This window comes from Caulobacter sp. GW821-FHT09A05, from assembly GCF_059418465.1.
The window spans coordinates 46,287-71,574 of record NZ_JBWKPX010000007.1 but is presented as its reverse complement, the minus strand read 5'-3'; the positions used below and the strand labels follow the sequence as shown (position 1 = coordinate 71,574).

The following is a 25,288-nucleotide window of genomic DNA, read 5'->3' as shown; positions in this document are numbered from 1 at the left end:
AACCACAAGGAGCCGAATCTTAGGTACACACGTTAGGAAGGTGCGCCTGTTAACCATCCACAGTTAATCTAGACCATTGCTATATGTAGCGGTATGGGTCGCGTTTACACGCTAGGAATCGGTGACTAGCGTTGGTTCCCAGGTGCAGAGGGAACGATTCGGATGACGGCCGCGGCGCCATGGAGCGTTAAGGGGATAGACCCCAAGGCACGGGAGGTCGCCAAGGACCTCGCGCGTCGCTCCGGCATGACGTTGGGCGAATGGCTCAATCGCATGATCATCGAGGGCGAGGGCTTCGACGCCGCATCGCTCGAAGCGTTCGGCGAACCCAGCCGTCCCTCCCTGGCGGTCAACAACGATCGCGCCAATCCTTCCTACTATGAGACCGCCCGCGGCGGCGCGCCCTCGCGCATCGAGGCCCGCGAGCATCCCGCCGACGAGGTCGGCCGCGTGGCTGTCGCCCTGGACCGGCTGACGGATCGCATCGAGGCGGCCGAGAAGCGTTCGGCCCAGGCCATTTCCGGCATCGACGAGTCCGTGCGCGGCGCCTTGCAGCGCCTAGTCGCCGCCGAGCGCGAACAGGTCGCCGTGGCCGCTCGCTTCGAGGGCGTGGCCGACGAGATCAAGACCGAACAGACCCGCGCCGCCGAACGGCTGCGCCGCATCGAGGTCGAAGCCGCCGGCCCGCGTTCGGCCGAGGCCCTGCGCGCCCTGGAAGGGGCGCTGGGCAAGGTCGCCGGCCACCTCTATGAAGGCGAGGCCCGCACCCGCGAGACCATCGCCCATCTGGAACAGCGCCTGGACGCCCAGGCTGGCCAAGCCGGCGTCGGCGATCCCTCGGCGCTGGTCGAAGAAGTCGTGGCCCGTCTCGGACAGCGCCTTGAGGCCGCCGAGGCTCGCACCTCGGAAGCCCTGCAGGCCCTCAACACCTCGTTCAGCGCCCTGGACGGCCGCCTGCGGACGGTCGAGAGCAGCAACCCCGGCGAAGGCGTGCAGAAGCGCCTCGACGACCTGACCGGCAGCCTGACCCAGCGCATGGAGGCCGCCCGCATGGAGATGGCCGCCAAGCTGCGCGAATCCGCCGACGGCCGCTTCGATCGGATGGAACGCAAGCTGGGCGAGATGACCGCCCACGTGCAGGCCGCCGAACAGCGCTCGGCCCAGGCCATCGAGCGCATGGGTCGTGAAGTGGTCGGCATGGCCGACGCCCTGAACCGCCGCGTCCAGACCTCGGAAGCCCGCAACACCGCCGCCATCGAGCAGGTCGCCGCCAGCATCGACCAGAAGCTGAATCGCGCCGACAGCGTCCAGGCCCAGGCCCTGGAGAAGCTCGGCACGGAGATCGCCCGGATCACCGAGAAGCTGGCCGAGCGGATCAGCAACGCCGAGCGCCGCAACGCCCTGGCCATCGACGATGTCGGCGACCAGGTCACCCGCGTCACCGACCGCCTGAACCAGCGCCACGAGCGCACTTCGCAGGAACTGGTCGACCGCATCCGCCAGAGCGAGGAGCGCACCGCGCGCCTGCTGGAGGAAGCGCGCGAAAAGATCGACACCAGGCTGGCCGAGGCCCAGCGCCGCGCGGCCGAGCAGGCCGCTGTCGCCGCGGCTCCGCCGCCCACGCGTCCGGCCCCGTCGCCGTTCGATGACGGCGAGCGCTTCTCGTTCGATGGTGAAGCCGTTCCTGAGGACGTCTTCCACCAGCCCACGGCCTTCATCCCGCCCCACGCGCCGTCGCCGGCCTCGACGCCCGCCCGCACGGCCGCGCCCGCCGTCTTCGAGGCCCCGGTGTTCGAGGCGCCGGCCTTCCCGGCCAGCGAGCCGCCGGCGCTGGAGTTCGGCGACGAGGATTTCGAGGCCGCCGACGGCTTCGCCTCGGCCCTGGAGCCTGAAACGGCGTTCGAGCCGGCCGCCGACCGCGACGGCGACTTCTCGGCCCCTGACTTCGCGGCCTCCGACTTCGCCGCCCCGGAAGAGCCGGCCGCGCCCTCGCGCCCTCTGTCGACCCGCGAAGTGATCGAGCAGGCCCGGGCCGCTGCTCGCCAGGCCGCCGCCGCCGGCGACGCCAGGGGCAAGGACAAGGCGAAGGTCAAGAAGCCCGGAACCTCGCTGTTCGCCGGTTTCGGCGCCAAGGGCTCCGAGAAGAAGGCCAAGAAGGGCGCGATGAAGACCGCCCTGATGGTCTCGGCCACCGCCGCTTGCCTCGGCGTGGCCTCGGCCGGCACCATCATGAGCCTGGCCCAAGGCTCGGGCCCGTTGCCCGAGCGCGTGGCCGAGGGCACGTCGAACAAGACCACCGGCGAGATCCGCGCCGCCGAGGTCGACACCAGCCCGGCCGGCGCCCGCGCCGCCGTCGCCCTCACGTCGCAGGTTCCTGTCGAGGCGGCCTCCACGGAAGTCGCGCCCGCCGCCGCGGCGGCCCCCGGCGAAAACGCCCAGGCCCTCTACGATGACGGCGTGCGTCGCATCGAGGCCAAGGACCGCACGGGTCTGGAAAGCCTGCGCAAGGCCGCCAACCTGGGCCTGCCGCGCGCCCAGTTCTACCTGGCCAAGATGTACGAGGTCGGCGAGGGCGGGGTGAAGAAGGACCTGGTCGAGGCCCGCCGCTGGACCGAGCGCGCCGCCACCGCCGGCGAAGCCCGCGCCATGCACAACCTGGCCCTCTACTACTACAAGGGCGAGGGCGGCGAACGGAACTCGACCAAGGCCGCCAGCTGGTTCCGCAAGGCGTCGGACCTGGGCCTGGTCGACAGCCAGTTCAACCTGGCCCAGCTCTACGAAGGCGGTTGGGGCGTCAGCCAGAACCCGACCGAGGCCTACAAGTGGTACCTGATCGCCGCGCGGTCGGGCGACACCGCCTCGCGCGCCCGCGCCATGGCCCTGCGCGTGCAGCTGACCGCCGAGGGGCAGCGGATCGCCGAGCGTTCGGCCAGCGGCTTCCGCTCGCAGGCCGCCGCGCCCGCGCCGGCCGTTGCTTCGGCGGCTGCTCCCAGCGCCGGCCTAGCCACGGCCCAGCGCGCCCTGTCCAAGCTGGGCTACTACCAAGGTCCGCAGGACGGCGTCACCTCGCCGGCCCTGCAGATGGCCATCGCCGCCTACCAGCGCGATCAGAACCTCCAGGCCTCCGGCGCCTTGGACGGCGAGACTCTCAGCCGCCTGTCGACCTGGGCGCGCTGATCCAGGACGGCCTCTTCGCCGCTGAAGCTGGATTTCCGAGACCTTTTTGGACGAGCATCCCAGGGTGCTCGTCCAAAGGATGTGTCTTGTGGCCAAATATCGTCCGTGGACCTATGGGCAGACCTCGGTAATAGTCGGTCCCTTCCGGGGGGAAGGGCGTGCGTCGGAACTCGCGCCCGAAGGAGTAGGCATGGCGTTCGAAGCAGCAGCGGCCGACCATCCGCAGGATCGCGTGCCGGTACCCCTGGCCGTATGGGTCTGCGGCCTGGCGACCCTGGTCCCGTTCGTCGTCTGCTCGGCGCTGTTCTGCTACGGCCCGATCGACATGCGCCAGGTGGCGTTGATCAGCCTTCTGGCCTATTCGACCGCCATGATGTCGTATCTGGGCGGCATACGCTGCGGCCTTGAGATCGAGCGGGCCAGCCCGCGTTGGATAACCTTGGGCCTGTCCCTGCTGTTTCCCCTGGCAGGCTTCGGCCTGCTGCTGGGCGGCCTGAAGTTCGAGCCGGCCTGGCAGCTGTCCGGCTTTCTGCTGGTCTTCATCCTGCAATGGCTGTGGGACGTGACCAATCATGAGGGGCCAGCCTGGCGCCCGCGCCTGCGCACCCTGCTGACCTCGGGCGCGGCCATCTCCCTGGCCTTCGCCCTGGAGCAGGCGCTCCACCTCTAGACGGCGACTATTGGGTGGTGGCCACCGTTTCGGTCGCCGCCGCGTTCGGCGACGTGGCCGCGGCGACATCGGCCGCCGGCGCCTCGACCGCCAGCACCGCCGCGTCGGTCCCGGCCTTCGGCGCGTTGATCAGCGGCGTTTCCTCGTTGAGGGGATCGGAGACGCAGGCCGCGGCGACCTGTCTGCTCAGCTTGTCTTCCTTGCTGCCCTGCTTCATGCCCAGGGCGGCGGAGGCCACCGTGCCGGCGAAGGGCACGACCGCGTTGCCGCCCATCTTGAGCGCCTTCTTGACCAGGCCGGGCTCCTCATAGTCGATCGCCTTGGCGCGGAGGACCTTGCAGGCCTCGGTGTCGTATTTTGGGTCCTTGGCGTCGAGCTTGGCCACGGTCTTGACCGGGGCTTCGCCGGCCACGGCGGCCAGCGGCGATACCGACAAGGCTAGAACGGCGCCGATGCCGATCAGGATCGGTCGCATGACGGTTCTCCTTCCAGCGTCCCGGGGATCAGAACGCCCGGCGAAGAAGGGTGATCCGTTTCAGTCCGGCCGCAGGGACTTCCAGCCGATGGCGTGCACCCGTCGGGGGCCCAGGGCGGCGGCCAGGGCCGGCCCGCCGAACAGGGGCGCGAAGGCCTGGTCCAGGATGTTCAGCCCGCCGGTGAACGCGCCGAAGGCCGGCAGCACCAGGCGCGCCCCGTCAGTGACGAAACAGCGCCGGCGGATCGTGGCCCGGCCGCTGGTCACCCTGGCGGCCGGATGCAGGTGGCCGGCCACCTCGCCGGGCTGGGCGCCGGGCAGGGGTTCGTGCCGAAAGGTCAGGCCGGCGATCGCCGCCTCGTCGACCACGTCTCCGGGCAGGGCGCGGGGGCCGTCCTCGTCGTGGTTGCCCACGGCCCAGACCAGTTGGCGACCCACGGCCAGGGCGGCGATGCGGGCCCGGTCGTCGCCCGGCAACCGATCCTCACCGGCTCCGTCATGGAAACTGTCGCCCAGGAAGACCAGGGTCGCGGGCGATAGCGCGGCCAACTCGCGCTCCAGCCGGTCGAGGGTTTCGCGGGTGTCGTAGGGCGGCAGCATCTGGCCGAAGCGGGCGGCGTAGCTGCTGCCCTTTTCGAAGTGCAGGTCGGCCACGACCATCGTGCGCTCGGCTTCCAGCCATAGGGCCCCCGAATGGCGCAGCACGGCGCGCATTCCCGCGATCTCCAGCCGCAGGCCGCCGCAATCGCCGATCTGGAACGCCAGGCTGGTCACGCCGCATATACTCTCATTCAAGCCATCGCCTCGGCGATCAGGTCTTCCTCGGCCTCGGCCAGGATCATTTCGCCGGCCGCGTCGCCCGGCGCCCGCTCGCGGCCGATCTCCAGCATAATGGGCACGGCGATGGGCGACACGCGGTCGAGCGCCGCATGGCGGATGCGGCCCTGGACCCGCGCCAGCATCTCGCCCAGCCGCGCCACGTCCAGCGAGCCGGTCGCGGCGTCGGCGCGGGCGCAGCGCAGCAGCAGGTGGTCGGGCTGGTGGCGGCGCAGCACGTCATAGATCAGGTCGGTCGAGAAGGTCACCTGCCGGCCGGACTTCTCCTGGCCCGGATGGCGGCGCTCGATCAGGCCGGAGATCAGGGCGCAGGCCTTGAAGGCGCGCTTCATCAGGAAGCTCTCGGCCAGCCAGGCCTCCAGGTCGTCGCCCAGCATGTCCTGGGCGAACAGGTCGTCCAGGTCCAGAGCGTCCATCGGCTTCAGCGCCCAGATGTTGACCGCGTAGTCGTTGGCCACGAAGCCCAGCGGGCCGATGCCCAGCCGGTCCAGCCGCCGGGTCAGCAGCATGGCCAGGGTGGTGTGGGCCAGCCGGCCTTCGAACGGATAGCAGACCAGGTGGAAGCGCTTGCCGTGCGGAAAGGTCTCCAGCAGCATCTCGTCGCGTTCGGGAATGATCGAACGCACCTTCTGGTAGCCCAGCCATTCCTGGACGTCGGGGGGCAGGGCGGGCCATTCGGCCTCGTCGTGCATCATCGCCCGCACGCGGCCGGCCAGATAGGTCGACAGCGGGAACTTCGATCCGCCCCAGCTGGGCATCATCGGGTCCTTGTCCGGCGCGGGGGTGACGAAGGCGTCGGCCCCGACCAGGCTGTTGAACCGCCAGACCTGGCCGGCGAACACGAAGGTGTCGCCGGGCTTCATCTGCTCGAAGAAGCCTTCCTCGGCCTCGCCGACCTTCCTGCCGCCCATCGGGCGCTTGCCGCCGCCGATGCGCACATTGATCATGGCCGGCGAGACGATGGCCCCGACGTTCATCCGGTGGGCCAGCACCGCCTGGGCGTTGCGCGCCCGCCAGAGCCCGTCCTGGCCCGGGACGATGCGGCGGAACCTGTCGTAGGTGCGCAGGGCGTAGCCGCCGGTCGAGACGAAATCGACGACGCTTTCGAAGTCCTCCCACGACAGGTCGGCATAGGGGCCCGCGGTGCGGACCTCGTCATAGAGGTCGGTCAGGGCGAAGGGCTCGGAGCACGCGCAGCCCATGATGTGCTGGGCCAGGGTGTCCAGCGTGCCGATCCGGGCCGGCTCGCCGTCCAGGTGGCCGCCCAGGATGGCGTCGGCGGCGGCGCGGCACTCCAGGTATTCGAAGCGGTTGGCCGGGGCCAGGATGGCGCGCGACGGCTCGTCCAGGCGGTGGTTGGCGCGGCCGATCCGCTGGACCATCCGCGAGGCGCCCTTCGGGGCGGCCAGCTGGATCACCAGGTCGACGTCGCCCCAGTCGATGCCCATGTCCAGGGTCGAGGTGCAGACCACGGCCCGGATCTCGCCGCGCGCCATGGCCGCCTCGACCTTGCGCCGCTGCTCGGCCGCCAGGCTGCCATGGTGCAGGGCGATGGCCAGCCCGTCGTCGTTCAGCTTCCACAGCTCCTGGAAGGCGAACTCCGCCTGGAAGCGGGTGTTGACGAACACCAGGGCGGTCTTGGCGCCTTTGATGATCTCGTAGATCTCGGCCATGGCGTGCTCGGCCGTATGGCCGGCCCAGGGCACGCGCCCGCCGGACACCAGGACTTCGACGATCGGCTGGGCGCCGCCGGAACCGAGGACGAGGTCGACGGCGTGAGCGGGTAGGACCTCCCCCTGTGGGGGAGGCGGCGCGGAGCGCCGGTGGGGGGAGTCTGCTGACCCGGCCAACTCCCCCCTTCGTCGATCTTTGATCGACACCTCCCCCACGGGGGGAGGGGTGTTGAAGCCCAGCCAGCGCCGCACCAGATCCGGATCGTCCACCGTCGCCGACAGCCCCACCCGCCGCATCCTGGGCGCGAACAGCTGCAGCCGCGCCAGGCCCAGCGACAGAAGGTCGCCGCGCTTGGACGGCCAGATGGCGTGGGCCTCGTCGATGATCACGCACGACAGGTCGGCGAAATAGGTCCGCGCTCCCTCCCAGGCGCAGAACAGGGCCAGTTGTTCGGGCGTGGTCAGCAGGATGTCGGGCGGCCGCAGGCGCTGGCGCTGCTTGCGGGCCTCGCCGGTGTCGCCGGTGCGGCTCTCGGCCACGATATTCAAGCCCATCTCGCGGATCGGCGTGGCCAGGTTGCGCTCGATGTCGACCGCCAGGGCCTTGAGTGGCGAGATGTAGAGGGTGTGCACCCCAGCCGGTGTGTTGCGTGGCGGGCGTTCGGCCAGGTCGATCAGGCTGGGCAGGAAGCCGGCCAGGGTCTTGCCGCCGCCGGTCGGGGCGATCAGCAGGGCGTCGCGGTCCTGGCGGCCCTTCTCGATCATGGCCAGCTGGTGCGGCCGCGGCGCCCAGCCGCGCGAGGCGAACCACTGTTGAAAGCGGGGAGGTAGGGCGGTCGCCTCGGCCATTGACCGGCCTATAGCATGTTCCCGTTCCGTTTCCATGCGTCAACCTGCCTAAGTCCGGCCTTTTGACAAGGATGGTAGGCGGGTCTACCCGAAGGACAGGATCGCGAGGGCGTGACTCACATGGGACGGACGGCTCGGAACAGCCTTGCAGGCTTGGCCTTGGCGACGATGCTGGCGCTCGCCGGGCCCTCCCTGGCCGCGTCCGCCGCGCCATCGGAGCCCGCCCGGGCCCAGCTGCTGCGCCGCGCCCAGGCCGGCGATGTCGCCGCCTACGACCTGCTGGCCGACAGCTATCTGAACGCCAAGGGCGACCAGCGCGACGTCGAGGCCGCGGTGCGCTGGCTCAACGCCGGGGTCAAGGCCGGCGACACCGGCTGCATGATCGCCCTGGGCAATCTCTATTTCGAAGGCCAGGACCTGAACCAGGACGAAGCCAAGGCGCTGTCGCTGTACAAGGCCGCCGCCGCCAAGGGCGACGCCCTGGGCGCCTACAACGCCGGCCTGGTCTATGAGACCCGTGCCGACGATCTGGCCCAGGCCCTGGGCTGGTACTGGCGCGCCGCCGCGGGCGGCGACGAGGGCGGGATGTACAAGCTGGCCCTGGCCTACCAGCTGGGGCGCGGCGTGCCGGCCGACGAAGCCCGGGCCGTGGCCTGGATGCGCAAGGCCGCCGCCGCCGGCTCGGTGGACGCCATCAACGACCTGGGCACCTACGCCCTGCAAGGCTACGGCATGCCGGCCGACGAGGGGCGGGCGCTGCAGCTCTACGTGGACGCGGCCCAGCGGGGTTCGGCGGTGGCCCTGGCCAATGTCGCGGCCGCCTACCACAACGGCGAGGGCGTCGAGGTCGATCTGGACAAGGCCCTGCGCCTCTACGCCCTGTCCGCCACCGCCGGCAACCTGACAGCCTACTACCAGCTGGGCCAGATGTACGAGGACGGCGAAGGGGTGAAGGCCAGCCGCGCCAAGGCGGTGCAGCTGTATCGCATGGCCGCCGAGAGCGATGACGAAGAGGTGGCGGCGGCCGCCGAGGACGCCGCCGAACGCCTGGAGAGCGGTTCTTCGGAAACGCCGACCGCCTGAGCTACGGCAAGAGGCTGTAGGTCACGGTGACCCGCGCGTTGCGCACGATCGGCGGGGGCGTCATGGCCAGGGGCGCTACGAGCTTGGCGGCCGAGAACGCCGTCTCTTCGCGTGCCTCGTATTGCGGGGGAGGCGGAGGAGGCGGCGCGGGGAAGCTGTTGATCGCGTTGGCTTGGGAATCCTGGATCCGCAGGATCGGGCCAAGACGCCGCCCTGAAGACTCGGCGATCAGCCGCGCTTGGCGCTGAGCGTCGGCGATGGCCTCGCGCATCGCCTCGTCCTCGAGCGCTTGATCGTCGGCGAGACCGCCGCTGTTGAGGCTGACGTCCGCCGCGCCGAGCTGGGCCGCCAGCGAGGCGACGTCGCCGACCTGCTTGGCTGGCGTCACCTTCACCTGCAAGCCGACCGTGGCGACACTGCCGATCACCGCGCATTCGCCGGTGCTGAGACTGGGCGCGGCGTAGTTGACCACGCAAGCCTTCGGGCGGACCTCTCGTATGGAGAGCGTTCCGCCGCGCACATCGAGGGTCGGCTTGCCGGGCAGGGCCTTCAGGCTGGCCTCCAGCTTGCCTCGGCTGGTCGTCAGGGCGGTGATGGCTTCCGGGGACGTGGCGCCCTCGCCGCGCAGGTTGAAGTTCAGCCAGGCGAAATCGACAGGCGCCTCCGCCCGGCCGTTGCCGATCACCATGACCATCGGCGCGGGCGTCGGGGATTCAGGGGTCTGGGCCAGAGCAAGCGACGAGGCAGCCGAGAAAAGGCAGGCGAGCAGGACGGGACGCATGAATCTCTCCATTTTAGGTTGTGAAAATGGCAGGCTGGCGGGATTAGGCCAAGCCTGAATATGTTCTCGTTCCGTTTCCGGCCCCCGTCCGCTAGAACGGATGGGTGACCGCACAGATTCCCGCCCTCGATCTCGCCCCCGCCCTGGTGGTTCTGCCCGGCCCGCGCGCCGGCGTCGCCGATGGCTCGGGCGAAGGCCGCGTGCTGCGGACCCCCGACGCCCGCGACCTGTTCGAATACGGCCCCGTCCTGGTCGCCCATGCCTCCATGACCGCCAAGCGGCTGAATCTGCAGGCGCCGGCGCGCGGGCGCGGCGTGTTCGACGTGCTGGAACTGTACGCCTTCACCCGCCCGGCCACCTTCTGCGCCCCGTCGGCCGTGGGGCTGGCCACCGCCCTGGGCCTGACCGAGCCCAGAGGCGCGGCCGCCCAGGCCCAGACCCTGCGCGACGCCGCCGCGGCCCTGCTGCACGAGCTGGCCCTGACGCCGAGGCCGTCGCGCGAGGAGGCCCTGGCGGTCGCCGAGACCCTGGCCCGCGCGGGCTGGGCCTGGGGGCCCGCGGTGGTCGGCGCCCTGCGCTCGGCCCCGGTCGGCAACCAGTTCCGCAGCTCCGGCCTCGACGTCTGGGCCCGGGCGACCGAATGGGAGGACCAGGCCCCGCCCGGCGAGTCCGGTTCCCGTCCCGTGGATCCCGAACGCGCCAGCGAACGCCTGCGCGAACTGCTGCACCGCTCGGGCCTGGACGAGGTGCGCGAGGCCCAGGACACCTTCGCTCGCGAGGCCGCCTACGCCTTTGCTCCCCGCGAACGCGAGGGCGAGCCGCAGATGATGCTGGCCGAAGCCGGCACCGGCGTCGGCAAGACCCTGGGCTATCTGGCGCCGGCCTCGCTCTGGGCCGAGGCCAACGGACCGGCGGTGTGGATCAGCACCTACACCCGCGCCCTACAGCGGCAGATCGAGCGCGAGAGCCATTCGATCTATCCCGACCCGCTGGTGCGGGCCCGCAAGGCGGTGGTCCGCAAGGGGCGCGAGAACTACATCTGCCTGCTGAACTTCCAGGAGCAGGTCAACACCGCCCAGCTGGGCAACGGCGACCTGATCGGCCTGGCCCTGGCCGCCCGCTGGGCGCGTGTCAGCCGCGACGGCGACATGACCGGCGGCGACTTTCCGGCCTGGCTGCCGACCCTGTTCGCCATCCCGCCCTCGGTCCAGGCCGGCCCGGCCAATCTGGTCGACCGTCGCGGCGAGTGCATCCATGCCGGCTGCCAGCACTATCGCGTCTGCTTCATCGAAAAGGCCGTGCGGGCCTCCAAGCGCGCCGACATCGTCATCGCCAACCATGCCTTGGTGCTGAGCCAGGCGGCGTTCGACGGGGCCCGGGCCGCCCGGGGCCTGAAGGGCGACAACGAGACCACCTCGCTCAAGCGCATCGTCTTCGACGAGGGCCACCACCTGTTCGACGCCGCCGACAGCGCCTTCTCGGCCGCTCTGTCCGGGGCCGAGGCGGCCGAGCTGCGGCGCTGGCTGCGCGGGCCCGAGGGACGCGGCCGGCGGGGCAGGGGGCTGGAAGCGCGCCTGCTGGACATCATCGGCGAGCGCGAAGGCGCCCGCGGCGCCCTGAACGCGGTCCTGCAGGCCGCCGCTGCCCTGCCCGGTGAAGGCTGGTCGGGCCGCATCGCGCCGCCTGACGGCCAGGTCAATCCGATCGGTCCGATCGAGACCTATCTGGTCTCGGTGATCGAGCAGCTTCGGGCCCGGGTCACCGACCGGCCCGGTGCGGCCGAGCAGGGCCTGCAATGCGCCGCCCGCCCGGCCATCGACCTGGTGCGCGAGCGGGCCGGCGAGGCGGCCAAGGCCCTGGCGGCCATCGAGGCCCCGCTGCTGGCCCTGGCCCGCCACCTGGAAGACGTGCTGGACGAGGAGGCCGACACCCTGCCCACCTCCGAGCGGGCGCGGATCGAGGGCGCGCTGCGCGGACTGGACCGCCGGGCCCGCATGACCCTGCCGGCCTGGCGCTCGATCCTCAAGGCCATCGACGAGGACGCCGAGGACGATCCCGAGTTCGTCGACTGGTTCGAGGCCACGTTCCTGTACGGCCGCGTCGTCGACGCCGCCTGCCGCCGCCACTGGGTGGACCCGACGGAACCGCTGCGCGCCGCCGTCCTCAGCCCCGCCCACGGCGTGCTGGTGACCAGCGCCACCCTGACCGACCCGGCGCTTGAGGACCCGTTCGCCCTGGCCGAAATGCGCACCGGCGCCGCGCGGCTGCCGCAGTCGCCCAAGGTGCTGCGCCTGGTCTCGCCGTTCGACTACGCCAACAACGCCCGGGCCTTCGTGGTCACCGACGTCGGCAAGGACGATCCGCGCCAGGTGTCGGCGGCGATGCGCGAGCTGTTCCTGGCGGCCGGTGGCGGCGGGCTGGGCCTGTTCACCGCCATCCGCCGGCTGAAGGCCGTGCACGAGCGGATCGCCGCGCCCCTGGCCGACCAGGGCCTGGCCCTCTACGCCCAGCACGTCGACCCGCTGGAGGCCGGCGCCCTGGTCGATATCTTCCGAGCCGAGGAGGACGCCTGTCTGCTGGGCACCGACGCGATCCGCGACGGCATCGACGTGCCGGGCCGGTCCCTGCGCCTGCTGGTCTTCGACCGCGTGCCGTGGCCCCGACCCGACGTGCTGCACAAGGCCCGGCGCGCGCGCTTTGGCGGCAAGGGCTATGACGACTCGACCGCCCGCGCCCGCATCAGCCAGGCCTTCGGCCGCCTGATCCGCCGGGCCGACGACCGGGGGGTGTTCGTGATGCTGGACGCCGCCGCGCCGACCCGCCTGTTCTCCAGCCTGCCGGAGGGCGTGACCATCGAACGGGTGGGCCTGGTGGAAGCGATCGAGGCGACCGCCGCATTTTTGTCGGAAGATCGTTCTTAATCAGCGCGATACCAAGTTTGGGTAGAGCGTCCGAAAAGGACGTGTCCGGTCGTATTTCGGGGAAGTTGGCATTGGCGTTGCGTAGAGGTTGGGCGGTCCTGGCGGCCGTGGCGTTGTTGGGGATCGCGCCGGCCGCTCGGGCCGGCGAGTTCGTGCGCGCCGATTGCCGGGCGGTGGTCAAGCCGACCGACTCCATCCGCTTCGACACCGACGAGCACCAGCGCTGGTACAAGCGATTCTGGACCGGGACCTGCGATCACCTGTCCTTCTGCTTCCCAGGCTCGCCCAACTGGAATGACATCGTCGGCAAGCTGCTGGCCAAGGGCGGTCCCGCCGAGCAGCCGGCGCTGCTGCCCAAGGCCTGCCGCCTGGGCCAGCTGATCGGCCTGGAATGGGCCAAGGACAAGGACATCCAGAAGATCAGCACCAAGGACCTGAAGGTGTTCAACAGCATGCTGGAGGCGGCCGGCGACCCGCTGAGGGGGGTGGAGGCCGTCGACGCCAAGGCCCGGGCCATGGCCGGCCAGCCGAGGGTGATCACGCCCAAAAAGCCCTGATAGAGTCGCCTCGCCGACGCAAAGGGGTCGAATTCCTGCAACGGAACGCGCCTACACACCGTGGCGCGGGGGAAGTGCGAGGAGCGTTGCATGACCAGATCCCAGATCACCACCGACATGGCCGTCGACGATCAAGCCGACCCCGGCCATGCCCGATCGGCCCGGGCCCTGGTGCAGGGCGTGCGGTGGCGCAGCGGGCTGTCGCAGGGCGAGTTCGCCCGGGCCTTCGGCATCCCGCTGGCCCAGTTGGCGGCCCTGGAGCTGGGCCAGGCCCGATCGGACGCGGTCCTGACGGCCTATCTGCGGGTCATCGACCACGCGCCGGACACGGTGCGCGAGGCGCTGGAGCGGTTCTAGCGGCCAAGGCGCCTCCATTTGTCCCCACGTCTCGTGTCTGGCATGGAGGGGGCAGCAAGGAGCTTTGGCCTCGTGATCGACGACCGCACCCACAAACAGCGCATGCTGGCCGGCGACCTCTATAGTCCCGTCGATCCCGAGATCATGGCCGACCATGAGGCGGCGGTGGCCTGGATGGGCCGCTACAACGCCCTGGACCTGCCGCCGTCGGAACGCCACGCCCTGCTGCGCGAACGGCTGGCCGAGGTTGGCGACCGCGTCAGCATCCGGCCGCCCTTCCATTGCGACTACGGCTACAACATCGCGATCGGCGAGGGCGCGTTCCTGAACTTCAATTGCGTGATCCTGGACGTCACGAAGGTGACCATCGGCGCGGCCACGACGATCGGGCCGCACGTCCAGATCTATACCGCCGAGCATCCGCGCGACCCGGTCGAGCGCCGGACGGGCATCGAATACGCCCGCCCGGTCAGCATCGGCGAGAACGTCTGGATCGGCGGCGGATCGATCATCCTGCCGGGCGTGACGATCGGCGACGACGCCATCATCGGGGCGGGCAGCGTGGTCACGCGCGACGTGCCCAGGGGCGCGACGGCGGTCGGCAACCCGGCGCGGGTTCGGGGTTAGGAAACTCTCACCGTTGTCATCCCGGACAGCCTCTGCGAGGCTTCCGGGATGACAACGGTTTGCTGTTCTTGAACGGCCGCTATTTCCTCTTTACCGGGATCCACGCCTCCAACCCGCCTTCGCCGGTCCGGGGATCGAACTCGGGGCCATAGCGCCCGAGAACGGGGCGTCGGCCGGCCCGTAGGCCGACTCCGGCAGCCTCCGTCAGTCGCCGCGCGCGCAGGTAGCCGATCACTGGGCGATTGGTGGCGACCCCGAAGGCGCGGGACATGTGGAAACGCGAGACCCCGCCGGCGTCGACGATTTCGTCCAGGTCCAGGTCCAGGGGCTGGGCGAAATGGCTTTCGATGAACCAGATGGCCTTCTCGACGGGGGTCATGAGCAGGTCTCGCGACGAAGCATGCGGCGGGGATAGCGCGGACTTCGAGCGGCTGTTTGATCGCGATTGCGCTCAGAGCAAAGTCCGCTGCGCGGGCTCGACCGTCGGCGGCTCGGCGGCCTCGCCCCGACGGCGCAGTTCGGTCTCGGCGCTGAAGCGGAGGTTCGGGTCCCGGTCCTGGGCGAACACCCGCAGCGTTTCGAGGCCGAGGCGATCCCAGGGCTTGCCGCGTTCCGGGCCGGCCGGCACGCGCGGCAGGAGGCCCGGCTCGTGGCTCCAGGCCAGAAGCTGCTCCAACGAGGCTTCGTCGAGCATGTCGCGCAGATGGTGGGCGGTGACGTAGGCGTCCGGCAGGGCGCGGTGGGCCGGCAGGCCCAGCTCGCGGACCAGGCCCTCGGGCCTGCGCTGATAGCGCAGCATCTGGTTGGAGAAACTGGTCAGGTGCGGCCACAGCCGCAGGGCGCACTTCCACGTGCAGATCCAGGGCGCGCCGCCGGTGAACCTCGGCGTGCAGTAGCGCTGTTCGAAGGCGGCCCGGTGGGCGGCCAGGGCCTGGACGCCGCCGTCGGGCCTCAGCACGTCGCCCGCGACCGCCTTCCAGAACGGCGCGCCGGCGACGTCGTCGTCGATGATGTGGTGAACCGCCATCGTTTCCGGCGTGATCGGGCGGCCGGGATTGACCAGCCGGGATCCACGGTCCTCGTCGACGCGCCAGCGGCCGTCCGGGCCCTGCGTGACGTCCTGCCAGCCGATCTCGCAGACGTCATGCGGACCGTTTCCAGCGGTCTCCAGATCGATCACGCGGACGCGGGGAGCAGCCATGCACCGAAATATGGGCCCTGTCGCGGGGCAAGGGGAGGGGCGGGGTCCAGCCGCCCGCCTCAGGCCTTCTCCACGAAGCTGTCGATCACCTTCTTGTCGCCGGCCTTGTCGAACGACACCGATAGCTTGTTGCCCTCCACGCCCGTGACCTTGCCGTAGCCGAACTTGACGTGGAACACCCGGTCGCCGCGCGTATAGGCGCTGGCCGCCGAGCCGGCCGAGACCGCCACCAGCCGGCCTTCGCCCTCGATCGGGGCCGAGCGCGCGGCGGACCCCCCGGAGCGCCAGGTGGCGCCGCGCTCGCTGAAGCCCGCCGTCCGTTCCTGGGCCCGCTTCCAGCCTGGGCTGTCGTAGCTGCCGGCCGTGAAGGTGCTGGTCCCCGGATCGTCCCAGCGCGACGACACCGTCTGCTGCATGCCTGGACCGCCGCCGTAATAGCCGGTCTCGGACGCCGCATCGACGTGGGCCAGCGGCAGTTCGTCGACGAACCGCGACGGCAGCTGGCTGGTCCAGCGGCCATAGACCTGGCGGTTGGCCACGAAGCTGATCCGGGCCTCCTCGCGGGCCCGGGTGATGCCGACATAGGCCAGGCGGCGCTCTTCCTCGAGGCCCTTCTCGCCCTTGTCGTCCATGCTGCGCTGGCTGGGGAACACGCCTTCCTCCCAGCCGGGCAGGAAGACCAGCGGGAACTCCAGGCCCTTGGCCGAGTGCAGGGTCATGATCCAGACCGCGTCGTCGCCGGCGCCCTTGTCCAGGTCCATGACCAGCGACACGTGCTCCAGATAGCCTTCGAGGGTGTCGAAGGCGCCCATCGACTGGACCAGTTCCTTCAGGTTCTCCAGCCGCGTCTGGCTGGTCGGGCCCTTGTCCAGGCGCAGGGCGTCGGTATAGCCGCTCTCCTCAAGCACCGCCTCCATCACCCGCTGGTGCGGGGTGTTGGCGGCCAGGGCCCGCCAGCGGTCCAGGTCGCGCAGGAAGTTGCTCAGCGCCGTGCGGGTGCGGGCCGGCAGGTCGTCGCCGCCGATGATCACCCGGGCCGCGTCGACCGTGGAGATCCCCTCGGCGCGGGCGATCTGCAGCAGCTTCTGCACCGAGGTGTCGCCGATGCCGCGCTTGGGAGTGTTGACGATGCGCTCGAAGGCCAGGTCGTCGTCGGGCGACTGGATCAGCCGCAGATAGGCGTGGGCGTCGCGGATCTCGGCCCGTTCGAAGAACCGCGGACCGCCCACCACCTTGTAGGGGATCTGCAGCATCACGAACCGCTCTTCGAAGGCCCGCATCTGGAACGAGGCGCGCACGAGGATGGCCATGTGGCTGTACTTGCGGCCGGCGCGCTTGGCTTTCTCGATCTCGTCGGCGACCATCCGGCTCTCGGCCTCGCCGTCCCAGACGCCGCTGACCTTGACCTTCTCGCCGCCGGACGCCTCGGTCCACAGGGTCTTGCCCAGCCGGCTCTTGTTGGCGTCGATCAGGCCCGAGGCGGCGGCCAGGATGTGCTCGGTGGAGCGGTAGTTGCGCTCCAGCTTGATGACCTTGGCGCCGGGGAAGTCGCGCTCGAAACGCAGGATGTTGTCGACCTCCGCGCCCCGCCAGCCATAGATCGACTGGTCGTCGTCGCCCACGCAGCAGACGTTCTGGCGGCCCTGGGCCAGCAGCCGCAGCCACAGGTACTGGGCGACGTTGGTGTCCTGGTACTCGTCGACCATCACGTACTGGAAACGGCGCTGGAAGTCGGCCAGCACGTCCGGATGGCTGGTGAAGATCGTGATGTTGTGCAGGAGAAGGTCGCCGAAATCGCAGGCGTTGAGGATGCGCAGCCGCTCCTGGTACTGGCGGTAGAGGGTGATCCCCCGGCCGTTGGCGAACTCGCCGGCCTCGCTTTGCGGCACCCGGTCGGGCGTCCAGCCGCGGTTCTTCCAGGTGTCGATCAGGCCGGCCAGGGCGCGGGGCGTCCAGCGCTTGGCGTCGATGTCGGCGGCCTCGATCAGTTGCTTGAGCAGCCGTTCCTGGTCATCGGTGTCGATGATCGTGTAGCTGGATTTCAGCCCGACCAGTTCGGCGTGACGGCGCAGGATCTGGGCGGCCACCGAATGGAAGGTGCCCAGCCAGCGCAGGCCCTCGGCCTGGTCGCCAATGATGTGGGTGATCCGCTCGCGCATCTCGCGGGCGGCCTTGTTGGTGAAGGTGACGACCAGCAGCTCCCACGGCCGGGCTCGGCCCGTCGCCAGGATGTGGGCCAGGCGGGTGGTCAGCACGCGGGTCTTGCCCGTGCCCGCGCCGGCCAGCACCAGCACGGGGCCCTCCGTGGCTTCCACGGCGGCCCGCTGTTCGGGGTTCAGCCCTTCCAGGTAGTTCGGCGCCTCGCGGGCGCCGTCCGGCCCGCGCGCACGGGCCAGGTCGGAGATGCGGGGGACGGGGAGATCGCCGGGGAAGCCGTCGAAAGAGGGGGACGAGTCGAAGCCTTGGGACATGGAACATATGTAGCACAAAGATCGCCCGGCTTAAGCCCTTGCGCCGATCCGTCGCCCTTCCTCGCCGGAACTTCGATGTTCACGCCCCGTTTGTTTTGGGGGACGGACATCACAGGAGACGGACGTGGCTGAAGAAACCCATACGAGCGGTGGCGGCGGCGGGACGGGCATGGCGTTCATCATAGGCGCGCTGGTGGTCGTGGTGGCGGTGATCGCCTACTTCGTCTTCACCGGCGGCATGACGCAGAAGAAGACGGTCGACATCAACGTCTCCGCCCCGAACGTCGAGGCGCCCAAGGTTCCGGAAGCGCCCAAGCCCACCAACTAGGGCCAACGAGGGAGGACGCCATGGCGCGTCACCACGATATTCGGCCGCAGCACCTGGGCGTGGCCGGCCTGACCTTGCTGGGCGTGCTGCTGCTGATCGCCGCCCTGGTGGTCGGCGGCTGGCGTTCCGGCGTGCTGGCCGTGCGATCGGCCGACCTGTCGATGCGGTTGCCGGAAAGGCCGGCGCTGCCGCAGCGGTCGCCCAATCCCGCGCCCCTGCCGCTGCCCAAGCCCGGCCCGGGCGTCGAGCAGGGCTAGACCGTGCCGGCCTCGCCCGCCTGGGCGCGCCGCAGGGCGAACACCCGGCAGGCCGAGGCCAGGGGGCGCTCGCCGCGTCCGGCGTCGATCCGCTGGATCAGGCCGGCGATACTGATCTTGTCGGCGCCGGCCGCCGCCTGCAGCACCACCCAGAACTCGGGCTCCAGGGCCAGGGAGGTCGCGTGACCGGCCAGGTTGATCGAACGCTTCTTCAAACTGCCCATCTCGCCAGTCCCCATTTTGCCCATTTGGCGGTCCGCCAAGGTTCCCGGATCGGGGTCGCTGAACCCTCTTGAATAAAAATGACGCCATGTCATCTTTAGTGGGTCCAGCAGGAGCATGCCCCATGATCGCAGCCACGCAAGTGCTCGGTGGGCCAAAGCCTCGCGAACCGATGAGGCGGATGCGCGACACGTTCCAACTGCAGCCTTTGCGGGCGTTCCGGGCCGTCCGGCGCCTGCTCGCCGACAAGGAGGACACCGCCCAGGTGTTCGAGATCATGCGGGCCTTGTCGGGCAAGGCGATCCCGAACGGCTATCGCCGGCTGCTGAGCACGCCCGACGGCGGCCGCATCGCCTACGAGCGGGACGAGTTCGCCGAGCGGCTGTCGGATCCGGCGTGGCTGGGGCAGTTCGGCCCGGGCACGGTCGGCGCCGCCTATCGCGACTTCATCGCCCCGCGCGGCCTGTCCGCCGAGGGGCTGGCCGAGGAAAGCCGCAAGGTTCCCGAGGCCGACGTCGACGCCGCCCATCCCCTGGCGTGGTACGCGCGGCGCATGCGCGACGTGCACGACGTCTGGCACGTCCTGACGGGCTACGGCACCGACGCCCTGGGCGAGGTTTGCGTGGTGGCCTTCTCCCACGCCCAGACCCGCAGCCTGGGCTTCGCGGTCATCGCCCTGGCCGGCGCGCGTCATCTCCAGAAGGCCGCGCCGGGCCTGCCCTACGGCAAGGCCGTGCGCGAAGCCTGGCGCAACGGCCGGGCGGCGGCCTGGCTGCCGGCGGTCGACTATCCGGCGTTGTTCGCCCTGCCGCTGGACGAGGCGCGCCGGACGCTGAAGATCGCGCCAAACACCGTCTACCGGGCCATCCCGCCGCGATACCGCGACCGTTCCTAGCCGCCCCGAAAGTCCTCCCGGCTTGACCTTTCTCCAGCGTTCGGTAGTTCAACTACATAACGCTACCGGCGTCGGCTTTTCGAGAGTTCCGCATGATCACCCGCCGCTTCAAGCTGGTCGGCCTGGCCCTGTTCGGGGCTATCTTCGCCCTCGCCGCGACGCCGGTCCTCGCCGCCGACACCCAGGTGGCGGTCGCCGCCAACTTCACCGAGCCGGCCAAGGCGATCGCCGCCGCCTTCAAGGCCAGGACCGGCCACACCGCGACCCTGAGCTTCGGTTCCTCGGGCCAGTTCTATACCCAGATGGCCCATGGGGCGCCCTATGAGGTATTCCTGTCGGCCGACGCGGAACGACCGCTGAAGGCCGAGCAGGAGGGGCTAGGCGTCTCGGGCACGCGGTTCACCTACGCCGTCGGCCGGCTGGTGCTCTATTCCCGGACGCCGGGTCTGGTCGACGACAAGGGCTCGGTGCTGAAGTCGGACCGGTTCGCCAAGCTGGCCATCGCCGATCCGACGGCCGCGCCCTATGGCGAGGCGGCGGTCGAGACGATGCGCAAGCTGAAGGTCTACGACGCCTTGGCGCCCAGGATCGTCAGGGGCGCGTCGATCACCCAGGCCTATCAGTACGTAGCCACCGGAAACGCCGAGCTGGGTTTCGTCGCGCTGTCGCAGGTGATCGACCAGCCGGGCGGGGCGCGCTGGCTGGTTCCGGCGGCGGACCACGCGCCGATCCAGCAGCAGGCCGTGCTGCTCCGGACAGGCGAGAAGAATCCCGCCGCCCGGGCGTTCCTGACCTTCCTGAAGTCTCCGGCCGCCATCGCCATCATCAAGCGCTACGGCTACGAGGTTCGCTAGCTAGCTTCGGCGATAGCGCGCGATCAGCGGGTCGGCCGCCGCCTGATCCAGGATCCAGTCGCGAAAGACGGCGATCTTGCGCACGCGGCGGCGTTCGGCCGGATAGGCCAGCCAGTAGCCGCCGCCGTAATGGGCGGTGATGTCGAACGGGGCGACCAGCCGTCCCTGGGCGATCTCCTGGGCGAAGAAGATCGGCGAGCCCAGGGCAAAGCCCTGGTCGGCCAGGGCGGTGGCCACTTCCAGCGCCTGGGCGTCGGCGGACAGGCGGGGCGGGGCGCGATCGTCGCTGGCGTCGACGCCCGCCGCCTCGAACCAGCGCACCCAGAAGTCCGGAGAACCGATCCGCGGCGCCCGCAACAGGTCGGCCGGGCTGGTCAGGCCGCCGGATCGCGCCAGGACGGTCGGCGTGCACAGCACCGTCTGGACGGAGGGGATCAGGAGATGCGCTTCCATCCCCGGCCAATCGCCGCCTCCGGCGCGCAGGGCCAGGTCGAACGGCTCGCGCTGCAGGTCGACCACCCGGCTGGAGGCGTCCAGCCGCACGGCGATGCGGGGATGGGCGATCTGGAAGCCGCCCAGGCGCGGGGCCAGCCAATGACCGCCGATGCTCTGCACCGTGGTGATCGACAGCACGCCCTCCTCGGTGTCGACCAGGTCCGACACCGCCGTGCGCAGGACGCTCATCGCCTCGGTCGCCGCCCGCGACAGGCGTTCGCCCGCCGGGGTCAGGGTCACCTCGCGGGGCAGGCGGGTGAACAGTGGTTGGTCCAGGCGTTGCTCCAAGGCCTTCACCTGCCAGCTGACCGCGGCCTGGCTGACGCCCAGCTCGTCGGCGGCGCGGGTGAAGCTCTTCAGGCGCGCGGCGGCCTCGAAGATCCGGATGGCGCTGAGCGGCAGGCTGGCGAGGATGTCTGGCATAAGTAGGGCTTATGCTTACGCAAGGAAGCCGCGTTTGTCATCCCGGGCTTGAAAGTCGATTTTCCAATCATGGAACGCCAGGAAGGGTGATCATGATGGACGAAGCGATCAAGACCCATAAGGAGACCACGTTCGGCTGGGTGCTGATGGTCCAGGAATGGATCGCCGCGCGCAAGGCCCGGCTGGCCCGCTTGGCGCACGAACAGGCGGCCAGGGCGGTGCGGGAGGCCGAGGCGAAGCCCAGGCGCCATCTCGCGCCCCGCTAGGGTCCGGACTCAATTGGATCGTTGATTTTCAGTTGTCATCCCGGACAAGCGCTACGCGCTTTCCGGGATGACAACGGATTAGAGCGCTGATTTCGCTTGGGTATCACCGACACGCAGTTGAGGGCGGACCCTAGCCCGCGAACTCGCCACGCGACGTCAGATCAGGACGCTCTCGTTCGCGACCATAGGAGGCCTTGGCCTCAGCAGCCGCGCCAGGCGGGCCAGAAGCTGGGCGTCGGTGAAGGGCTTGGCGAGATAGTCGCTGGCGCCCAGGGCCAGGGCTTCCTTGATGTCGTCCGGCGCATTGCGGGCTGTCAGCATCATGACCGGAATATGCGCGACCCGCGGGCTTTTCCTCAGGTGGCGAAGCACGCCGAAACCGTCGAGGCGCGGCATGTTCACGTCCAGCAGGATGACCGCGGGGCGCGTGCTGTGGACGCCGTCGAGCGTCTCCCAGCCGTCGCGGCCGTATACGGTGTCGTAGCCCGCCAGGCCCAGCCTCGTGGTGAGCAGTTCCAGGAGATTGCGGTCATCCTCGGCGATGAAGATGCGTCGGGGTCTGGGTTCAGGCGGCATCGTCGACCGTGTCGAACTGGAGCGCGCGATTGATCTCGCGGATCAGGACCTCGGTCTCGAGCGGCTTGGCGACGACACCGTCGAACACGCCAGGTGGCGCCTCCGTCGCGTCGGCGGAGAAGGCGATGATCGGGACATTGCCGTTGAGGCGGCCCTGGCGAATGGCGCGCGCCGCGGCCACGCCGCCCATGCCCGGCATCCGCAGATCCATCAGGATGACGTCGAATGGTTCGGCCCCCGCCCGGGCCACCGCGGCTTCCCCGTCGGCGACTTCGGTCGTTTCGGCGCCGAGGGCGCCGAGCACGGCCTGGACCAGGTCCCGGTTGACCGGATTGTCGTCGACGACGAGCACGCGGCAGGCGATGGGAATATCGGCCGCCGGGGTCGTGGCGCTCGCCATGGCCGCCGGCGCGACCTCGCTGGCGGGCAGTTCGAACCAGAAGCGGCTGCCCTGGCCAAGGGCGCTCTCGACTCCGATTTCGCCGCCCATGGCCTCGACCAGCCCCTTGCAGATCGCCAGGCCCAGGCCCGTGCCGCCGTGTCGTCGTGTCGAGGAGCCGTCGATCTGCGAGAAGCGCTTGAAGAGCTGGTCCAGCCGATCGGCTGGAACGCCGCCGCCGGTGTCGCGGACCGAGATCAGAAGCCTTCTCGGGCCCTGGCGCCACGAGGCCTCGACCGTGATCCCGCCGTGGTCGGTGAACTTGACGGCGTTGCCGATCAGGTTGAGCAGCACCTGGCGCACCCGATCGGGCGCGATGAACAGGGCGGGGGGCAGGGCCTCGGCGCCGACGATGTCGAGCGCGATCCCCTTTTCCTGGGCCTGGCAGGCGAAGAGGTCCAGCGCGTCCTCGACCAGGCGGCGCGGGTCGCAGACGGCGCCGCGGATCTCGACCTGGCCGGCTTCGAGCTTGGAGAAGTCGAGGATGTCGTTGACGGTCGACATCAGGGCCTGACCGGCGTTGGCGACCCGATCGACGAACCGTCGGGTGGCGGGCGACAGCTCGGGCTGGTCCTCAATCAGGCGCGAGAAGCCGAGCACGGCCGTCAGCGGGGTGCGCAACTCGTGGCTCATGTTCGACAGGAACTCGGACTTGACCGCGGCGGCGGCTTCGGCTTCCGCGCGAGCCTCCACCAGCGCCGCCTCCATCGCCTTGCGCGCGGTGATCTCGCGGGCGACGTCCTGGACGGCGACCAGAGCGCCGGTCTCGTCGAAAGACAGCTTCGGCTGGCCTTCCAGCCAGATCCACCGGCCATCCTTGTGTTGGGCGCGGAACTCGTAGGGTTCCGAAACCGCCGAAGGGCCTCGGCGGATCAGGGCCGCGTAGTAGTTGATCATGTGCTCCCGGTCGTCGGGGTGGGTCAGGTCCACGACGCGGCGGCCGACCAGCTCTTCCGGCTCGCGACCCAGGATGGTGCGACAGGCCGGCGAGATGAAGCAGATCTCCCCGGCGGGATTGAAGGTGGCGATCATGTCGCTGGCGTTGTCGGCCAGCAGGCGATAGCGCGCCTCGCTCTCGGCGAGCGCGGCCTGGGCCCTGCGGTCGTCTGTGATGTCGCGCACCGTGCCCATCATGAACGCGGGAAAGCCGTCGGCGCCCTTGACGGTGATCGAGCTGCCCGAGACGCAACGCTCCTCGCCGTCGGGGCGGACGATGCGGGTGGGCACGTTGTGGTCGTCCTCGCCCGTGCGCAGGCGCTCGGCGATCCGCGCCAGCGTCCAGGCCCGGTCGCCGGGATGGAGACAGTCGTTGAAGAGGTCGATCTCCGGCTGCTCGACCCAGGCGAGGCCGTAGATCTCGAACATCTTGCGCGAGACGTCGAGATGGCGCGTGCGCAGGTCGTATCGCCAATAGCCCAGACCGCCGATGTCTTCAGCGAGCAGCGCGCGCTGGGCCTGTTCGCGGGCGTCGTCGCGCGCCGCGATCAGCTCCAGCTCCAGGGCCTTGCGGTCGGAGATGTCGCGAGAAACGCTGACGATCTCCTGGGGCGCGCCGTCCTCGTCCCGGACGAGCTGAAGATTGGATTCGACCCAGGTGTAGTAACCGAGCTTGTGACGCGACCGGTGCTGGATCGTCTTGTGGTCCAGGCCTCGCGACATCTCGCCGAAGACCGCCATGACCGCATCCCGATCCTCCGGGTGCAGGACGCTGGGAACGGTCAGCCCGACGGTCTCGGCCACGGTGTAGCCAAGCAGCCGCTGGACGGCCGGCGAGATGAACTTGCCCCGTCCCGAGAAGTCGTAAAGGGTGATGACGTCACCCGCCCGTTCGGTCACGAGGCGGTAGCGTTGTTCGCTGCGACGAAGGGTTTCGATCGTCTTGACCGTCTTGGTCACGTCCTGGAACAGACCGAAAATGGCCGTCGGCCGTCCCCGATCGTCCCGTTCGCACACGCCTCGACTGACCACGTGCCGCAGGACGCCGTCCGGGCGAATGAGCCGGAGCTGGAGGTCGAAGCCTGTCTGTCTCCGCGCCGCCAAGGCCAGGTGACGCCGGACCCGTTCGCGATCATCGGGGTGGTAGAAGGCGACGGCGTCGTCGATGTTGGGGTCGAAGGTCTCCCGATCGACCCCGTAGATGTCGTACACGGCGTCCGACCAGACGATGGTCTTGGTGGAGAGGTCCAGGCGCCAGTGGCCGACGCCCGCCATGGTCTCGGCGATCTCGAGCAGGCGCTGCTTTTCACGGGTCTCCCGATGCGCCTTGGCCAGTTCGAATTCATCGACCACGATCCGCGCCAGCAGTCTCAGCCGGTCCAGCGCCGCGTCGTCGGGCCGCGGGCGCGGCTTGTGGTCGAGGACGCACAGCGTCCCCAGGTTATGGCCGTCCTTCGTCGTCAGGGTGGCGCCCGCGTAGAAGCGCAGGTCGGGCGGCCCCGTGACCAGCGGATTGTCGACGAAGCGCGGGTCGGTCGAGGCGTCTTCGACCACCATGACGGACTCGGGGCCCAGATCTATGGCGTAGCCGCAGAACGCCTTGTCGCGCGGGGCTTCGGTGGCTTCGACGCCCACCCTGGCCTTGAACCACAGGCGTTGCTCGTCGACCAGGGAAACCACGGCGATCGGGGCGTCGAACAGGTTTCCGGCAAGGCCGGCCAACCGGTCGATCGCCGGATCCGCCTGCGTATCCAGCACGCCGAATGACCTCAGGGCCTCCAGCCTGAGCGTCTCGCGATCGCTCATCTTGCTCTCCGTCCCATCGTTCCCGCGATCCTACAGAGCGAGACGCCGCGGAAAGGCTAACGCCTTGTGTGGCGGATTGGCGCAGGGTTCGCGAAACTCCCGTCAGGGTTCA

Annotated in this window: 23 protein-coding genes; 12 read left to right on the top strand and 11 right to left on the bottom strand. The window is 69.9% G+C overall.

Going from position 1 to position 25,288, the window contains the following annotated elements:
• Positions 1–246: 246 nt before the first annotated feature.
• Both AC07NX_RS08985 and AC07NX_RS08980 read left to right on the top strand, forming a co-directional pair.
• Entirely contained in the window at positions 247–3,177 is a 2,931-nt protein-coding gene (locus AC07NX_RS08985) for an SEL1-like repeat protein (RefSeq protein WP_494641028.1), read from the top strand.
• A gap of 190 nt (positions 3,178–3,367) precedes the next feature.
• Positions 3,368–3,847 carry a DUF3429 domain-containing protein gene (locus AC07NX_RS08980; RefSeq protein WP_051965190.1) on the top strand — a complete coding sequence of 160 codons (480 nt, stop codon included), beginning with the start codon at positions 3,368–3,370 and terminating at the stop codon, positions 3,845–3,847.
• Positions 3,848–3,854: 7 nt separating this feature from the next.
• Here AC07NX_RS08980 and AC07NX_RS08975 read toward each other — a convergent pair whose 3' ends face one another.
• The 3 genes from AC07NX_RS08975 to AC07NX_RS08965 all read right to left on the bottom strand — a co-directional run bounded on the left by AC07NX_RS08975 (position 3,855) and on the right by AC07NX_RS08965 (position 7,681).
• The gene (locus tag AC07NX_RS08975; protein WP_494641025.1) at positions 3,855–4,322 is read right to left on the bottom strand and encodes a hypothetical protein; all 468 of its coding nucleotides are present in this window, start codon (positions 4,320–4,322) and stop codon (positions 3,855–3,857) included.
• Between the two features lie 60 nt (positions 4,323–4,382).
• Positions 4,383–5,036 (bottom strand): ligase-associated DNA damage response endonuclease PdeM, encoded by a 654-nt coding sequence (gene pdeM / locus AC07NX_RS08970; RefSeq protein ID WP_494641270.1) that lies wholly within the window; start codon positions 5,034–5,036, stop codon positions 4,383–4,385.
• Between the two features lie 77 nt (positions 5,037–5,113).
• The gene (locus AC07NX_RS08965) at positions 5,114–7,681 is read right to left on the bottom strand and encodes a ligase-associated DNA damage response DEXH box helicase (protein WP_494641023.1); all 2,568 of its coding nucleotides are present in this window, start codon (positions 7,679–7,681) and stop codon (positions 5,114–5,116) included.
• A gap of 153 nt (positions 7,682–7,834) precedes the next feature.
• On the opposite strand from AC07NX_RS08965, the gene AC07NX_RS08960 reads away from it, so the two are divergent.
• Positions 7,835–8,764, top strand: a complete 930-nt coding sequence (locus tag AC07NX_RS08960) for a tetratricopeptide repeat protein (protein WP_494641021.1) — start codon at positions 7,835–7,837, stop codon at positions 8,762–8,764.
• Between the two features lies 1 nt (position 8,765).
• Here AC07NX_RS08960 and AC07NX_RS08955 read toward each other — a convergent pair whose 3' ends face one another.
• Entirely contained in the window at positions 8,766–9,545 is a 780-nt protein-coding gene (locus AC07NX_RS08955; RefSeq protein WP_494641019.1) for an SIMPL domain-containing protein, read from the bottom strand.
• 104 nt (positions 9,546–9,649) lie between these two features.
• Between AC07NX_RS08955 and AC07NX_RS08950 the strand changes: the two genes are divergently transcribed.
• From AC07NX_RS08950 to AC07NX_RS08935, 4 genes are all read left to right on the top strand, one after another.
• A complete protein-coding gene (locus AC07NX_RS08950) occupies positions 9,650–12,466 on the top strand; it encodes an ATP-dependent DNA helicase (protein WP_494641017.1) in 2,817 nt (938 codons plus the stop codon).
• Positions 12,467–12,537: 71 nt separating this feature from the next.
• Positions 12,538–13,023: a hypothetical protein gene (locus AC07NX_RS08945; protein WP_494641015.1), complete on the top strand. Its 486-nt coding sequence runs from the start codon at positions 12,538–12,540 to the stop codon at positions 13,021–13,023.
• Between the two features lie 90 nt (positions 13,024–13,113).
• Positions 13,114–13,380, top strand: a complete 267-nt coding sequence (locus tag AC07NX_RS08940) for a helix-turn-helix domain-containing protein (RefSeq protein ID WP_494641013.1) — start codon at positions 13,114–13,116, stop codon at positions 13,378–13,380.
• 72 nt (positions 13,381–13,452) lie between these two features.
• The gene (locus AC07NX_RS08935) at positions 13,453–14,007 is read left to right on the top strand and encodes a sugar O-acetyltransferase (protein WP_494641011.1); all 555 of its coding nucleotides are present in this window, start codon (positions 13,453–13,455) and stop codon (positions 14,005–14,007) included.
• Between the two features lie 79 nt (positions 14,008–14,086).
• On the opposite strand, the gene AC07NX_RS08930 is transcribed toward AC07NX_RS08935, so the two are convergent.
• From AC07NX_RS08930 to AC07NX_RS08920, 3 genes are all read right to left on the bottom strand, one after another.
• On the bottom strand, positions 14,087–14,386 hold the full coding sequence (locus tag AC07NX_RS08930) for a hypothetical protein (RefSeq protein ID WP_494641009.1): 300 nt from the start codon (positions 14,384–14,386) through the stop codon (positions 14,087–14,089).
• Positions 14,387–14,458: 72 nt separating this feature from the next.
• Positions 14,459–15,208, bottom strand: a complete 750-nt coding sequence (locus AC07NX_RS08925) for a DNA polymerase III subunit epsilon (RefSeq protein WP_494641007.1) — start codon at positions 15,206–15,208, stop codon at positions 14,459–14,461.
• Between the two features lie 59 nt (positions 15,209–15,267).
• Complete coding sequence (locus tag AC07NX_RS08920) at positions 15,268–17,679, bottom strand: ATP-dependent helicase (RefSeq protein ID WP_494641005.1); 2,412 nt, start codon at positions 17,677–17,679, stop codon at positions 15,268–15,270.
• A gap of 124 nt (positions 17,680–17,803) precedes the next feature.
• On the opposite strand from AC07NX_RS08920, the gene AC07NX_RS08915 reads away from it, so the two are divergent.
• Both AC07NX_RS08915 and AC07NX_RS08910 read left to right on the top strand, forming a co-directional pair.
• The gene (locus AC07NX_RS08915) at positions 17,804–18,007 is read left to right on the top strand and encodes a hypothetical protein (protein WP_494641003.1); all 204 of its coding nucleotides are present in this window, start codon (positions 17,804–17,806) and stop codon (positions 18,005–18,007) included.
• Between the two features lie 20 nt (positions 18,008–18,027).
• Positions 18,028–18,264, top strand: a complete 237-nt coding sequence (locus AC07NX_RS08910) for a hypothetical protein (RefSeq protein ID WP_494641001.1) — start codon at positions 18,028–18,030, stop codon at positions 18,262–18,264.
• Here AC07NX_RS08910 and AC07NX_RS08905 read toward each other — a convergent pair.
• Positions 18,261–18,488: a ribbon-helix-helix domain-containing protein gene (locus AC07NX_RS08905; protein ID WP_494640999.1), complete on the bottom strand. Its 228-nt coding sequence runs from the start codon at positions 18,486–18,488 to the stop codon at positions 18,261–18,263. The two genes, AC07NX_RS08910 and AC07NX_RS08905, sit on opposite strands and share 4 nt — an antisense overlap.
• Positions 18,489–18,667: 179 nt before the next feature.
• On the opposite strand from AC07NX_RS08905, the gene AC07NX_RS08900 reads away from it, so the two are divergent.
• Both AC07NX_RS08900 and modA read left to right on the top strand, forming a co-directional pair.
• Complete coding sequence (locus AC07NX_RS08900) at positions 18,668–19,381, top strand: Coq4 family protein (protein WP_494640997.1); 714 nt, start codon at positions 18,668–18,670, stop codon at positions 19,379–19,381.
• Between the two features lie 92 nt (positions 19,382–19,473).
• Positions 19,474–20,235 (top strand): molybdate ABC transporter substrate-binding protein, encoded by a 762-nt coding sequence (gene modA, locus AC07NX_RS08895; protein WP_494640995.1) that lies wholly within the window; start codon positions 19,474–19,476, stop codon positions 20,233–20,235.
• Here modA and AC07NX_RS08890 read toward each other — a convergent pair whose 3' ends face one another.
• Entirely contained in the window at positions 20,236–21,153 is a 918-nt protein-coding gene (locus AC07NX_RS08890) for a LysR substrate-binding domain-containing protein (RefSeq protein WP_494640993.1), read from the bottom strand.
• Between the two features lie 92 nt (positions 21,154–21,245).
• On the opposite strand from AC07NX_RS08890, the gene AC07NX_RS08885 reads away from it, so the two are divergent.
• Complete coding sequence (locus tag AC07NX_RS08885; protein ID WP_494640991.1) at positions 21,246–21,419, top strand: hypothetical protein; 174 nt, start codon at positions 21,246–21,248, stop codon at positions 21,417–21,419.
• Positions 21,420–21,575: 156 nt separating this feature from the next.
• Here AC07NX_RS08885 and AC07NX_RS08880 read toward each other — a convergent pair whose 3' ends face one another.
• Both AC07NX_RS08880 and AC07NX_RS08875 read right to left on the bottom strand, forming a co-directional pair.
• The gene (locus AC07NX_RS08880) at positions 21,576–21,995 is read right to left on the bottom strand and encodes a response regulator (RefSeq protein ID WP_494640989.1); all 420 of its coding nucleotides are present in this window, start codon (positions 21,993–21,995) and stop codon (positions 21,576–21,578) included.
• A complete protein-coding gene (locus AC07NX_RS08875; RefSeq protein ID WP_494640986.1) occupies positions 21,985–25,176 on the bottom strand; it encodes a PAS domain S-box protein in 3,192 nt (1,063 codons plus the stop codon). The genes AC07NX_RS08880 and AC07NX_RS08875 overlap by 11 nt, the downstream gene beginning before the upstream one ends.
• Positions 25,177–25,288 lie beyond the last annotated feature (112 nt).